At 30.4% G+C, this 14,168-nt stretch carries 13 protein-coding genes; 10 read left to right on the forward strand and 3 right to left on the reverse strand.

What is annotated here, in order from left to right:
- Positions 1–113: 113 nt before the first annotated feature.
- Positions 114–938, forward strand: a complete 825-nt coding sequence (locus EG57_RS0205090; RefSeq protein WP_032076204.1) for a MetQ/NlpA family ABC transporter substrate-binding protein — start codon at positions 114–116, stop codon at positions 936–938.
- Between the two features lie 12 nt (positions 939–950).
- A complete protein-coding gene (locus EG57_RS0205095) occupies positions 951–2,132 on the forward strand; it encodes a mandelate racemase/muconate lactonizing enzyme family protein (RefSeq protein WP_032076205.1) in 1,182 nt (393 codons plus the stop codon).
- Positions 2,133–2,275: 143 nt separating this feature from the next.
- On the opposite strand, the gene EG57_RS0205100 is transcribed toward EG57_RS0205095, so the two are convergent.
- Positions 2,276–3,316: a C40 family peptidase gene (locus EG57_RS0205100; protein WP_032076206.1), complete on the reverse strand. Its 1,041-nt coding sequence runs from the start codon at positions 3,314–3,316 to the stop codon at positions 2,276–2,278.
- A 366-nt stretch (positions 3,317–3,682) separates the two neighbouring features.
- Here EG57_RS0205100 and EG57_RS0205105 point away from each other — a divergent pair, with 366 nt between their 5' ends.
- From EG57_RS0205105 to EG57_RS0205140, 8 genes are all read left to right on the forward strand, one after another.
- Positions 3,683–4,480, forward strand: coding sequence for a methyltetrahydrofolate cobalamin methyltransferase (locus EG57_RS0205105; RefSeq protein WP_032076207.1), 798 nt, complete (start codon positions 3,683–3,685; stop codon positions 4,478–4,480).
- Between the two features lie 42 nt (positions 4,481–4,522).
- Positions 4,523–5,260, forward strand: a complete 738-nt coding sequence (locus EG57_RS0205110; protein ID WP_032076208.1) for a DUF1638 domain-containing protein — start codon at positions 4,523–4,525, stop codon at positions 5,258–5,260.
- Positions 5,257–5,865, forward strand: a complete 609-nt coding sequence (locus tag EG57_RS0205115; RefSeq protein ID WP_032076209.1) for a CobW family GTP-binding protein — start codon at positions 5,257–5,259, stop codon at positions 5,863–5,865. The genes EG57_RS0205110 and EG57_RS0205115 overlap by 4 nt, the downstream gene beginning before the upstream one ends.
- Positions 5,858–6,313, forward strand: coding sequence for a hypothetical protein (locus EG57_RS0205120; RefSeq protein ID WP_032076210.1), 456 nt, complete (start codon positions 5,858–5,860; stop codon positions 6,311–6,313). Before EG57_RS0205115 ends, EG57_RS0205120 begins: the two co-directional genes overlap by 8 nt.
- Before the next feature lie 33 nt (positions 6,314–6,346).
- On the forward strand, positions 6,347–6,901 hold the full coding sequence (locus tag EG57_RS0205125) for a DUF2284 domain-containing protein (RefSeq protein WP_032076211.1): 555 nt from the start codon (positions 6,347–6,349) through the stop codon (positions 6,899–6,901).
- Between the two features lie 127 nt (positions 6,902–7,028).
- Complete coding sequence (locus EG57_RS0205130; RefSeq protein ID WP_032076212.1) at positions 7,029–7,655, forward strand: cobalamin B12-binding domain-containing protein; 627 nt, start codon at positions 7,029–7,031, stop codon at positions 7,653–7,655.
- A gap of 1 nt (position 7,656) precedes the next feature.
- A complete protein-coding gene (locus tag EG57_RS0205135; RefSeq protein WP_032076213.1) occupies positions 7,657–8,769 on the forward strand; it encodes a uroporphyrinogen decarboxylase family protein in 1,113 nt (370 codons plus the stop codon).
- Between the two features lie 138 nt (positions 8,770–8,907).
- Positions 8,908–10,284, forward strand: a complete 1,377-nt coding sequence (locus tag EG57_RS0205140) for an MFS transporter (RefSeq protein WP_032076214.1) — start codon at positions 8,908–8,910, stop codon at positions 10,282–10,284.
- A 125-nt stretch (positions 10,285–10,409) separates the two neighbouring features.
- Here the strand turns inward: EG57_RS0205140 and EG57_RS0205145 are convergent, their stop codons facing one another.
- Both EG57_RS0205145 and EG57_RS0205150 read right to left on the reverse strand, forming a co-directional pair.
- Entirely contained in the window at positions 10,410–12,251 is a 1,842-nt protein-coding gene (locus tag EG57_RS0205145) for an ASKHA domain-containing protein (RefSeq protein WP_032076215.1), read from the reverse strand.
- A gap of 24 nt (positions 12,252–12,275) precedes the next feature.
- Positions 12,276–13,880, reverse strand: coding sequence for a PucR family transcriptional regulator (locus tag EG57_RS0205150; protein ID WP_032076216.1), 1,605 nt, complete (start codon positions 13,878–13,880; stop codon positions 12,276–12,278).
- Positions 13,881–14,168: the final 288 nt, after the last annotated feature.

Consider the following 14,168-nt stretch of genomic DNA (forward strand, 5'->3'; position numbering starts at 1 on the left):
TCAATCCATATAAGGAGGAAAATATAAAAACCTAATGGCTAAAAAGTTAGGTGAATTAATGTTTGTAAAATTATGCAAACGATTAAAAAAATATATAATTAAGGGGGAAAAAAATGAAGAAAAAAGTTTTAAGTGTATTATTATGTGTTGCTATGTCAGCAGTTATGTTGATGGGGTGTGGAAACAAGAGTGCTGATAAAAATGGAGATTCAAAGGATAAAAAGACATTGAAATTAGCTTGTGTAGCCTTTAACTATGATGAGGTGAATGATCCTGTAGCAATAAACAAATTAAAAGAACTTGGTTATGATGTCAAAGTTACAGTAATGGAAGACGCAACAACAATGAATGAAGCATGTATGAAAGGTGAATTAGATGCTTCTTTGCATCAACATAAGCCATGGATGGATGCATATAATAAATCCAAGAAACGCAATATGGTAATGTTAAAACCATATATTCATTATAATGTGTTTGGTATGTATTCAAATAAGTGGAAAAACGTTAAAGATATTCCTGATGGTGCGAAAGTTTGTTTGGGAGAAGATACAAGTAATCAATCAAGAGGACTTTTAATGTTAAAAAAATTAGGAATGATTAAGATTAAAGATGGTGTAACTGTGCCAACAACGTTAGACATTACTGAAAATCCTAAAAATCTTAAATTTACAACTGTAAATGTTGCACAGGTCATGAGTTCACTTCCAGATGTAGATATCTGTTTAAGTGCAAAAATGTTCCAGCTAAGTAATAAGATTAGTGATGACAAACAGATTTATACTTCAGATGACTTATATGATTTTGGAGTAGGATTTGTTGTAAGTCCTGATAATGCAAATGCAAAATGGGCAAAGGATTTAGTTGATGCATATACAACAGCTGAAATGAAAAAAGAAATTAATAAAATATTTAAAGGCTGTTATGTACCAGGTAAATAGTAAGGAGGAAATATGAAGATAACAAAGATAGATGTAATGCTTGTAGATGTTAAGTCTATTGACAATCCTGGATGGTCTCCAGTTGTATGTAGGATTTATACAGATGAAGGTATATATGGTGATGGTGAAGCTGCTATGGCGTATGGTGTAGGTGCTACAGGAGCTTTTGGTATTCTCCAGGATTTTGCAAAAAAGATTATTGATATGAATCCATTGGATAATGAAGTTATTTGGGAAAAATTATATAAGTCTACATTTTGGGGACAGAATGGAGGACCAGTAATATTTTCTGGCATATCAGCTCTAGATATTGCACTTTGGGATATTAAAGGTAAATATTTCAAAATGCCTTTATATCAGCTTTTAGGTGGAAAAATGCGTGACAAGTTACGATGTTACGCTAGTCAACTACAATTTGGCTGGGGAGATACAAGAGTAGCTGCAACAAGTATTGAGGATTATGTTTTTTATGCGAAAAAAGCAGTTTCAGAAGGATATGATGCAATAAAAATAGACTTTTTTACTTTTGATCCTGATGGGACAAGGTATAATAGTGAGAGAACAACAAGACTGCAACCTCCAAAGTATGTAAATATGGTAATTAATCGGTTAAAAGCAGTGAGAGAAGCAGTAGGTCCTGATGTAGATATAATCATGGAAAATCATTCATATATTGATGCTCAAGTAGCTGTTCAGCTTGGTTCACTTGCAAAAGAATATGGAATATTCTTTTTTGAAGAGCCATGCACGCCAAATCCTAAAATGAATAAGTTTGTATGTGATAAGTTGAATATTCCTATTGCACAAGGTGAACGTATATATACAAGATGGGGATATGCTCCGTATTTTGAAGATAATTCAATTCAATTAATACAGCCAGATTTAGGAAACTGTGGAGGTATTACGGAAGGCAAAAAAATATGTGACTTAGCACACATTTATGATGTAGGGGTTCAGATGCATGTTTGTGCTAGTCCATTATCTACTGCAGCAGCATTACATGTAGAAGCAGTTATTCCTAATTTTACAATTCATGAGCATCATGTATATAATCTACATGAATACAATAAGCAATTATGTATTTATGATTATCAACCTAAAAATGGATATTTTCAGATACCTGATTTGCCAGGCATTGGAAATGAGTGGTCGGAGTATGTGTTTAAAAATAGTAGGTTAGTTACAATAAAGTAATTTATAAAAATTTTGCTTTTAATTAAGAATCTCTTGTAAAATATAGGCCAAATAGAAAACAAATTATATTTGGCCTATATTAATTATAAATTTGGTTTCGTTGTATATATCAAAAATTCACAAAAGTTGTTAAAGGAAATAAATTACTTAGTAAGAACTCTTCTTGCAGTTAAGTAATCACTCCTGTTTAAAGGAGAAATTTTAATAACATCTCCTGTATGTGGAGCGTGAATATAGGCTCCAAAGCCTATGTACATACCTACATGGTGAGGGTCGCTAGCAGTTCCAAATAAAATTAAATCTCCAGGTTTTAAAGAATTTCTAGGTACTTCTGTACCATCTTTTATTTGGTCATAAGTAGTTCTACCGATGGATACTCCAAAATGTGCACACACATATTGTGTGAAACCAGAGCAATCAAAGCCTGGTTTTGGAGAGGTTCCACCCCATACATATGAAGTCCCTAAAAAGCTAGCAGCATAAGCTATAACTGAATCTGTATCAGAAGGAGAAGTTGAGTTAGCTTTACCCTTTATACTGTTAATATATTTGAAAGCATCTGAGATAGCTGATTCATCATTAGTTGAATATGAATTTTCTGCAGCTTGAGCTTGAATTAAAAGTTTTTGCTGAGATTCTTTAGCACTATTTAATTGAGTTAGCTTTTTCTCATTGTCAGTTTTTAATGCATATAACATATTGTTTTTTGAAACTAAAGCATCCTTTTTAGTATTTACTAAGTCTTTATTTTGCTTGTACTTATTAATAGTATTCTCATTTAGATTTATCAATCTTACAAGTGTATCAGTGCTTGAGAGTAAATCTCCAATATCTTTAGATTGAAGAAGCACATTTAAATAACCATCAAACCCATTTATATACATTGATTTTACTCTTTTATTGAAAAGATCTTTTTGATTATTAAGATTGGCTTCGGCATCTTGAAGTTCTTTTTCGGTAGTTTTAATACTTGCTTCAGTAGCAACTATTTGCTTATTATTATTATCTGTTTGTTTCATTACAGTTTCTATCTCATTATCAAGTTTTTCAATGTTAATTAGTAAATTTTCTACAGTAGTGGTTCCATTGTTAGCATTGTTTTCAACTGGTTCAGCATATGCTGTAGTAGTAAGTACTATGGACATTGTTAATGCTAAAATAGATTTTTTAAATAAGGAATTCAAGTTAATCACTCCTAAATTATTGTGAATTATTCTCGTTGTAAGTTTACATGACTATACACAATATTATAGCATTTTGTCCAAATAGAGAATATGAATATATTGTAAATAAAGTGAAAACAACTGGATATTTTCTTTATGTACAAAAAATGACAACACACTATGTATAAATTAATGCTATGAATTTAGGCATTATGTAGCATGAATTTTCAGAATATATGTGATATTATTTTCTTGTAGAAACAGTTTACAATTATTCAATTTTTTTTCTAAGATTTATGGTTGTTAAATTAAATTTATTTAAAATTTATTTAAAATTTATTAAATTACACACGTTATGCAAGCAAGACAAAAAGGAGGAAATAGTAAATGTTAATTATTGGAGAATTGATAAATACAAGTAGAAAACTTATAAAAGAAGCTGTTGAAAAAAAGGATGGCGAATATATAAAACAAATTGCAAAATCACAGGAAGAAGCTGGAGCAACATATATCGATGTGAATTGTGGTACGTGTATAGAAAATGAAATTGAAACTATGGAATGGTTAGTGGACAATATACTTCAAGTTACTAGTTTACCATTATGCATAGATAGTCCTAATCCAGTGGCTTTACAAGCAGGGTTAAAAAAGGCTGTTAATGGTAAATCGATGATCAATTCTATAACTGGTGAAACTCCAAGATGGAATGCAGTATTACCTTTAGTAAAGGAGTTTGATACAAAAATAATAGCTTTATGTATTGATGATGGTGGAATGCCAAAGACAAATGAAGATAGGATTAGAATAGCAGATTATATAATTACAAAATTAACTGGAGAAGGAATTAATATTGATGATATATATATAGATCCACTTATAAAACCAGTAAGTGCAGGACAAAAAAATGGAATAGAGGTACTGCAAGCAATACAGCACATTATGGAAAGTCATCCAGGAGTACACACTACTTGTGGATTAAGCAATATATCTTACAGCTTGCCTGCAAGAAAATTATTAAATAGATTATTTATGGTACAGACTATGGCTCGTGGAATGGATTCTTATATAATGGATCCAACAAATAAAGAAATGAGAGCTGAATTACTTGCATCTCAAACATTGTTAGGACAGGATAGATTTTCAAGAAAATTCTTAAAAGCATTCCGTGAAGGATTATATGATTAATAGTTATTTTAATAATATAACAAGCAAAGGTGGAGAAATGATGTGAATACTGTTATTGTAGCATGTAGAACTATTACAGATGAATTAAATATGGCTATAAAGGAAACAAGCTGCAAATATCCTGTATTATGGATAGAATCAGGTCTGCATACAAACACTGAGTCGTTGAGAAAACGTATTCAAGAAGAGCTTGACCACATATCAAATGTTGAACAGGTGCTTCTAGGTTTTGGGTATTGTGGCAATGCATTAATTGGTTTGAAATCATCAAATTATAGAATGATTTTTCCAAAGGTAGATGATTGTGTTGCTTTGTTATTAGGTTCCTGTGAAAGAAGAAAAAAAATTTCAGAGGAAGAAGGTACTTATTTTCTCACTAAGGGTTGGTTAGATTTTGAAAATAATATATGGGCTGAATACAAAGAAACTGTAAGACGACATGGAAAAGATAGAGCAGATAGGGTGTATGAAATAATTTTAAAGAATTATAAAAGGTTAGGGGTTATTGATACTAATACTTTTCCAATTGAAGACTTTTTAAGAAAAACTGATGAAATTGCTAAAGATTTAAAATTGAGACAAGAAGTGATTCCTGGAACTTTAAGTTACATTAAAAAACTTTTAACTGGACCATGGAACGATGAATTTGTAGTGATGAATCCAAATGAAACTATTACATTAGAACATGTTTATGGTAATGCTGAAATAGGGCAGCATTGTAAGGGCGTTTGTGATAATTTTAACCTCAATTCTAAAGGAAGGGAGGATGAGGTTAGATGAATTTAATTATTTTTAGTGGATTTCTTGGATCAGGGAAAACGAGTTTAATACTTTCTTTAGCTCATTTTATTGTTGAAAATCAAACATCAAAGAAACCTAATTTGGTAATTATAGAAAATGAAGTTGGAGACATAGGCATTGATGATAAGGTACTTAAATCTGGAGGCTTCAGCGTTAGAGAGCTATTTTCAGGATGTATTTGTTGCCAACTTACATCTGACTTAATAATTACTTTAAATGATATAAAAGAAAAAATTAATCCTAAATGGGTAATTATTGAAACTACTGGGCTAGCTTATCCGGGTAAAATATTGGGAAATTTAAATAAGTATGGAAAAGGAATAGACAGTATAAAAACTGTAACTGTAGTTGATGCAGAACGTTTTTATGAATTAAGAACTGTAGCGCCTGTACTTATAGAGAATCAGATATCTGAAGGAGAGTCAATACTCATAAATAAAGTTGATTTAACTGGGGATTCAGAACTAGAGATTATAGAGAAGGATGTAAAACGCCTTAATGAAAAGGCTAATATATATAGGGTATCTGCAAGTAAGAATATAGATGACTGTATGTGGAAAAAGGTGGTGGAAATCATTGAATGATATTCGTAAACTGCAGAAGCCTTTAGGCAAAGTTTACAAACATCAATATCATGAACATTCAAAAGAAGAATTATATGGTGAGCTTAAGGAAGTTCCAGCTGTCTTTTCAAATACGATTTCACTTGAACTTAATAAAGAAATATTAGTAAATGAGCTGCAAAAGTCTTTAGAAGCTTGGATAGAAAGTCTTAAAAAGTGGGTGCTAGAAAATAAATATTTCATAGGACACATTAAAGCTTTTATTGAAGGTGAAGAAAATTTCAACGTTTGGATTGCAACTACTGGTAAAAAAATAAATATAAAAACTTCGGAAAACCATGAAGATGAAAAAGTTAAAAGTATAACTGTAAGCATAACAGCAATTGTATTTGGAACTGATGAGAAAACTTTAAAATTTACAACATTAAAAAAATTAGAGGAATTACTGCATGTTAAGATACATTGTTAAAATTGGAAAATATATGTTTTGAGGAGTAGATATATGGGAATTAATTTTGATGATTTAATTAAAGATGCATTGGAATTAAAAGCTACTTATGCAGCAATGGCAGATACTTCAAAAATCAAGTTCCATGAAGATTATAGAAAAGCGTGTGAAAGAAATGTATGCCGCAAGTATGATACCAATTGGATGGGACCACCAGCTATAGGGCCCATTAATGAATTAATGGATAAAGTTAAAAAGTACAAACAAGGTATTTTAATACAAACTGCACATAAGTTATCGAGTTCTTTTGACTATAGAGGTATGGTTGCAGCAGGTAAAGAGCATAATGATATATTCGGAAAAATACTTGATCATGTAAAGAATAAATATAAATTTGAGGATGTTCTAGCATTAAAAGCAGGTTGTTGTGATATATGTGAGAGGTGTACTTATCTTGATGGAGAGAAGTGTAGATTTCCTGATAAAGCACTTTCTTCAGTAGAAGCTTATGGTATTGATGTTATGGCGTTAGAAAAAAGTGCAGGTATACCTTATTATAATGGTCCAAATACTGTTTCTTATGTAGGTTTAATACTTTTTAATGAATGAATATTAAACTATTTAGATTAACAATAAAAGATATTGAAGATATATACTTCAAATTTCTAAGTAGTAAAATAGATTAAATTAACATTATATATAATTAAAAAAATATTTCATAGAGGGAGGAAATATTATGAGTAAAAAATTAGTTGTGGCAATGGCTGATCTTGATGAAGATGTTGTTTTAGAAGAGGTAAAAGCTTTAAAGGCTCAAGGAACACCTGCATTAGAAATCATAGCTAGTTTACAAGAAGGTATGGAAATTGTAGGAAATAGGTTTGAGAAAAAAGAATACTTTCTATCAGAATTAATTATGTCTGCAGAGGTTTTCAATGAAGCTTCAGAGATAATTGGGGGTATGGGTGAAACGGGTAAATCAAAAAATGGAATATTTGTTATAGGAACAATATATGATGATATTCATGACATTGGAAAGAATATAGTAACTACTGTAATGAGAAGTAATGGATTTGAAGTTATTGACTTAGGGGTTGATATTCCTACAGCTAAATTTATTGAAGCAATTAAACAGTATAAGCCTAAGGTAGTTGGAATTTCCTGTCTTCTTACAACATGTTTTGATAACGTTAAAGAATGTATAAAAGCAATAGGAGATTCAGGACTTAGAGAAAGTACAAAAGTTTTAGTAGGAGGAGGACCTGTTGACGATGCTGCAGGTGAATATATGGGATCAGATATAGTATGCAAGAATGCTCAGCAGACGGTAGAATATTGTAAAAAATTTGTGGAGGTGAAATAAGTTGAAAACAACGCAAGAATTATATAAAGAACGTTTGGAGAGATTTAGAAAAACATTAGCATTGGAAAAAACTGATAGAACACCTGTTATACTTATGAATGATGCATTTGCTGCTAAACATATGGGACTAAAATTAGCAGATCTTTGTGGAAAGGACAGTGTTAAAAAATCAAATGAAGTTATAATAAACTCTATGAAAAATTTAGGAGATGTGGATGGAGTTAATTCAGCTTATTGTGTAGGACCTGTATTTCCATTAATATTTATGGCAAGAGTTAAGCTTCCAGGACGTGAACTTTCAGATGATATGCTTTGGCAGATCGATGAAGCAGAAATGATGAAGCCAGAAGATTATGACACAATTATAAATAAAGGCTGGAGCAGTTTTATGCCTGGTTACTTAAAAGATAGATTGGGAGTTAATATTGATGAAATTGGAGCAGATTTAGCTTATTCTCCACAAGCACAGCAGAATGTTAGAGATGCTGGATTTGTGTTATATAGTCCTGCTGTAGCTATAACTGTAAATGAGTATTTAAGTGGTGGACGTTCTATGTCAAAATTCATGAGAGATTTATTTAGAATGCCAGATAAGGTTGAAGCAGTTTTAGATGTTATTCAAAAAGAGATGATTCAAGGTATAAAAAAACAAATAAAAGAATCTAAACCAGATGTTTTCTTCCTTTCTCCAGCACGAGGAGCTAGTGAATTTTATTCTCCTAAGTTGTGGGAGCGTTTTGTATGGAAATATATTAAGGAAGCAGCAGATGCTATTATAGAAGAGGGCGTAGTATGTGACATTCATATTGATGGAAACTGGGAACGTGATTTACACTACTTTAAGGATTTCCCAAAGGGAAAGATTGTATTTGAAACAGATGGTATGACAGATATTTACAAGATAAAAGAAGAGCTTGGAGGTCATGTATGTATCAAAGGAGATGTACCTGCTGCAAAGCTTGTTCTCAGCACTCCTGATGAAATATATGACTATTCTACAAAACTTATTAAGGATATGGGACAAGGATTTATTTTATCTAGTGGATGTTCAATACCTCCAAATGCAAAGGTTGAAAATGTAAAAGCTATGGTTTCAGCAGCTACAGGAAGATAAAAACAAAATAGACTACTTTTATATTAGGGCTTGTTATATTAGTGAATTTGTATCACTAGGGCCAGCCCTTTTTAATTGTTATGATTTATGATATAACTTGATGAAACTAATTAAATATTTATGGGGGGGAGAAATGTTATGGAACAAAAATTAAAAAGATCTATTATTAATTTTTATGGAGTACCATCTTTTGGATTTCAGCTGCTTGTAAATGTAGAAGTATATTATTTTGCTGCATTTTTAACCGATTATGCAAAAATATCCGCAGCCTTAGCAGGCACTGTACTTATGATTACAAGTATATTTGACCTTGTATGGGTTCCTACTGCAGGAGTTATATTAGAAAAATGCAATATGAAATGGGGTAAATATCGTTCATGGCTATTAATAGGGCCTCCTTTTGCAGTGCTATTTTATATTTTAGAATTTTCTAAGATAGGTTCTTCAACAATGAACGCAATTATAATTTCAATAGGATTTATAGTGAGCCATTTAATTTGGAATATTTTTTATGCAGCACATGTAGCAATGAACTCTTCTATGACAGAGGTAAGGGAAGAAAGAATTGCTATGGCATCAAACAGAGGTATGTTTAACTCATTAGGTACTATTTGTTTTTCTTTAGTAAGTATGCCTTTAATATTGATGATAGGTAAAGCTGTAGGAAATCCTGCAGTTGGATATACTTTTACTGTTATACTTGGAGGCATTATTATGATTGCTTGCTACTATACATTATTTTTTATGACTAAAGACTATGCAAATGCTGGAGCTTCCGCTCAAACAGGTAAAGCAGAAGAAAAAATGTCTATAGGTGAGATGTTAAAACAAATAGTAGTAAATCCACCTCTTATAGGATTGTTATTAGGTGAACTTGGAAGATATTTAGGAAGGTTTGTTATTTTTGGGATGGCATTTTATTATTTTAAATATGTTGTAAATAATTTGGCAGTAGTCACTATATTTTTTACAGGGCTAAGTATAGTATGTCTTTTTGGTGCTGTTATTACAAATCCACTGGCTAAAAAAATTGGAGAAAGAAATACTTATGTTTTGTCCCTTGCAATATTTATAATTGGATTACTCATTGTATGGGCTTTACCAATGAATTATATGTCATTTATAGTATTGATGTTTGTAGCATATCTAGGATATGGTATTCCTGATGCATTAGGTGTTGCTATGTATTCATCTACGGTTGAATATGGAGAATGGAAAACTGGAAAGAATGCAAGAGGGTTTATTATGTCATTGATAAGTTTTCCAATTAAAATTGCAATATTTTTAAGAAGTATTATTATAACTTCTGTCCTTGTAGGTGCAGGATATGTTGCAAATATGAAGCCTACAGAACAGTTAATAAGTGGTATAAAAAACGGAATGGCATTAATTCCAGCAATTATAATGATAGTAGGATTAATTTTTATTGTATTGCTTTATAAAATTACACCTAATAGTCTTGAAAAAATGCAAAAAGAAATTGCAGTAAGGAAATCACAAGATGTAAATATTTAATTGTATTGTTATGTATTATGAAATTTGTGTATATGTTAAAAGGGATGTTTACAGCATATTTTGTTGTAAACATCCCTTTTGAATTAATTCATTTATGAATTTTTTGTAGATTATTGATGCTGTGTTTAAAATTGCATTCCTTTAGCAAATGCTCTATTAAAGTTCTTTTCAGCACCTAATTCAATATATTTTACTGTAGATGCAATATTATTAGAACGCTCATATTCTGTTCTTGATAGTAGGGCTAGTTTTGAACCGGTACCAGCAGCATTTCCTACCATTTTAACTTTACCTTCAAGATCCTTGGGAATTAAACCTATAGCACAAGCACTATGAGGATTCATATAGTTTCCAAAGGCACCTGCTAAAAGTACCTCTTTTATCTCACAGGTTGTTATAGCTAGTTTATCAATAAGTATGTTAATACCAGCTGAAATAGCTCCTTTTGCCAATTGAAGTGCTGTTATATCATTTTGCGTTATCATAATAGGACGTCCATGTGCTGTTTCGTCCTCAGGTACAACTAGAAAAGCATTTGCATTGTCATAAGTAACAATGCACTTTTCAAATGATTTTGCAAAAGGATTTATAAATTCACTTGGAGATAAAATCTTTCCCCTTTTATTAATTATACCCAATTCTACAAAACCTGCAATTATATCCAAGAGTCCAGAACCACAGATACCTTCAGGTTTACCATCTCCAATAACGGTGTAAGTCATTGACTTTCCAAAATTAAAATGATCTATAGCACCGTTAGCACCTCTCATTCCACTGCTAATTTGAGCTCCTTCAAAGGCAGGACCTGCGGCAGCGGAACAAGATACGAGTTTTTTTGAAGATCCTAATACAATTTCTCCATTGGTACCAATGTCAATAGCCAATTTTATATCACTATTTTTATCCATTTCTGTAGCGAGAATTACAGCTACTGTATCTGCGCCTACAAAACCTGCAATGGTGGGAAGTATAAAAATTTTACCACAAGGGTTAATATGGAGATTAAGATCTGATGCATTTAAATTTATTGGTTCACTTATTACAGGAACATAAGGTATAGCTGCAATATACCTAGGTGTCAAACCTAAAAATATATGGTGCATACAAGTATTTCCAACTATGGTGATACTGTAAACATCCTCTCTTCTCAGAGATACTTTATTTAAAGTGTCTCCAATTAATTTATCAATTGCCTTTAGAAGAGTAGTTTGCATCATTTTTATGCCATCTACATTTTGATTAGCATAGGTTGTACGAGAAATTACATCTGCACCAAATTTAACTTGTGGATTTAAAGTAGAAGAAACAGATAATTCTTTTCCAGTATTTAAATCTATTAAATATCCTACAATAGTGGTAGTTCCAATATCAAAAGCTATACCTAATATTTTTGAAGAAGTATTTCCTTTTTCTATTCCAAGTATTTCACTATCATCATTAATTACAGTGATTTTGTGTTGAGCTTCACGAATTATATCTGGTAAATCTTTCAAAGCAGAAAATTTAATTTTTATATTTTGATAGCTGATGTTTTTTAGTGATAACTTTTCTTTTAATCGTTTTAGATCAGATTTTTGCTCTTCAAGAGAAGGCAAGTCCACTTCGACATAAGTCTTGTTAATGAGCGGATCAACATTAGAAGTTCTTTCAACAGACCATTGTAATATATTATGTATATTTTCATCATTTTTTTGCAATTCTACAGTCAAATTGTCATGAATTTTTGTTTCGCAAGCAAGGTGTATACCTTGTGAAAATTCTTTTTCAGTTAAGTAGCTTTGCTCCTTAGGAGTAGGTGGTAAGGATTTTTCTAGAAGCTTAATACGACATTTTCCACAATTTCCAATACCACCACAAGGAAAATCAAAATCAACGCCTGATTTAATAATAGCTTCTTTGATTGTAGAACCTTCAGGCATAATAATTTCATTATCAAAAGGTTTAAAGACCACCTTATAACCATTCATTAGATTACCTCCAAAGTATGTATTTTATAATATGCAATTGTTTTGAGAGGATTTATCATCAATGTTTAATTCATTATATGATTTAGTTTTATTAATGTAATCTAGTATAGTAAAGGTTAAAATAAGTTTAAAACTTGTAATAGAATCATTTAAATTGATATCCATAATTTGTTGGATTTTTTCAATACGATGAGCTAAAGTGCTTCGACAAACCTTTAAAATATTAGCTGTTTCTAATTGGTTTTTTCCATTTAGTAAATAAGTATAAAGGCTTTTCATGTAATCTGTATTATTTGTATTGTCATATTTTATTAAAGAAAATATTGAACTCAGGCAAAAATTTTTTAAATTACCTTGTGATGAACACAGTTGCAAAAGATGATATATTGTAAAATCCTCATATGAAAAAAAGCACTCATTTGATTTTAAACTTATACCAAGTTCGATAGATTTTAAGGCTTGTTCATAATGGCTTTTCACATCAGTTAAATTATGAAAGCATCGGCTTAAACCAACAAAAATTTTATTTTTCTGTACAAATTCAAGTAGTTTTGAAAAGGTTTTATTTGTAGGGGATATTTTATTAGCACAGTTTATGATTACAACGATTGCATCCTTATATATAATAGATTTACTGTCTACGAGCATATAGTCAATTCTATTTCGTATTTGATTTAATGGGATATTTACAAAGTTGTTTTGTGGAACTAGTACCATCACATAAAGATTATGTTTAAAGTGTAAGTCTAAAAATTTTAATCTTTCATCAATGGTTATTTTGTCAATTTTTTCACCACTGAGTAAATGTATAATAAAATGTTCATATCTTGATCCTCTGGTATTTTCAATAAAACTACTTTTTTGCATTTCAGAGGCAATTACTTTACATAGGGTGAAAACTAATTCCATATCATTTTCGCTGAAAGGTTTGTTACATTCTAATGCAGCTAGATATCCTACAACTTTATTATCAATTTTAATATTTGATACTATTCTAGGAATTCTAAGTTTATCCTCACTCATGAAAACAGGGGAAGTACTTTTATGGACTACTTCGATGAATTTCTTTACGTTTGACATAGAGACAAAATTGTAGGAACAATATCCCTTAGTAAATAGTTCAACCCATATAGGATCACTTGGATTGATGTCTTTAGAATGAGTAATAATTTTAAAGCTTAAATCTATAACACATATTGGGTTCCCTAGAAGTTCAGAAGCAACATTTACTATATGTTTGATGCCTTTTTCGCTGGTTAAAGAATCCAGTAATGTCGCTGAATTTAAAGCAAGAGTTTGTTCAGCTTCTACAACTGATTGAAGATCATTAAAAACTGTAGCTAAGTCTATATCATTATTTAATAATATTAAGTTTAACATAGAGTTTTTTTTGTGTTTGTTAGGTAAAGTTTTATTTAAAATACAAACTAAATTAATGACAGTATTTTGAGGAAATACTTTTGGCAAATCTGATACTGTACTAACATATAAACAATTATCATTGAATGAGCATTGATTTTTTTGCAGCAATTTAATTGATTTAATTGATGTATTACAGTTTGGTGAAATGTGTAATTCAGGATTGTAGCTTCTTAGCTTACTTAAAAAAGTACTTAAATTTATTTCCATAAAAAACACCTCTTATAAAAATAATAATCTATTATGAGTAAAATTTAAATAGTTAATTTTAAATTATAATTTATAATATAAGCTTTATATATTAAATATTGATTTTTTAAGGTACGTATACAAAGTTTATTATAAACATTAATAGTGTTTATAATAATATATACTAATAGATTATCAGAAAAATTAGAATAATAGTATATGCATGATGTTTACTTTTATGTACTTAATTTGCGCATTATGTAAGATGTTTTAGTGATATATTTATGGTAGTTTATATATAAACGTAAG

The sequence above is a fragment of the Clostridium drakei genome (genome assembly GCF_000633595.2).
Classification (GTDB): Bacteria; Bacillota; Clostridia; order Clostridiales; family Clostridiaceae; genus Clostridium_AM; species Clostridium_AM drakei.

Bases quoted from the DNA above. Each gene is read 5' to 3' on its own strand.
- EG57_RS0205150 (WP_032076216.1), bottom strand. From the start codon at position 13,880: ATGGAAATAAATTTAAGTACTTTTTTAAGTAAGCTAAGAAGCTACAAT.
- EG57_RS0205130 (WP_032076212.1), top strand. From the start codon at position 7,029: ATGAGTAAAAAATTAGTTGTGGCAATGGCTGATCTTGATGAAGATGTT.
- EG57_RS0205115 (WP_032076209.1), top strand. From the start codon at position 5,257: ATGAATTTAATTATTTTTAGTGGATTTCTTGGATCAGGGAAAACGAGT.
- EG57_RS0205125 (WP_032076211.1), top strand. From the start codon at position 6,347: ATGGGAATTAATTTTGATGATTTAATTAAAGATGCATTGGAATTAAAA.
- EG57_RS0205140 (WP_032076214.1), top strand. From the start codon at position 8,908: ATGGAACAAAAATTAAAAAGATCTATTATTAATTTTTATGGAGTACCA.
- EG57_RS0205090 (WP_032076204.1), top strand. From the start codon at position 114: ATGAAGAAAAAAGTTTTAAGTGTATTATTATGTGTTGCTATGTCAGCA.
- EG57_RS0205145 (WP_032076215.1), bottom strand. From the start codon at position 12,251: ATGAATGGTTATAAGGTGGTCTTTAAACCTTTTGATAATGAAATTATT.
- EG57_RS0205105 (WP_032076207.1), top strand. From the start codon at position 3,683: ATGTTAATTATTGGAGAATTGATAAATACAAGTAGAAAACTTATAAAA.
- EG57_RS0205095 (WP_032076205.1), top strand. From the start codon at position 951: ATGAAGATAACAAAGATAGATGTAATGCTTGTAGATGTTAAGTCTATT.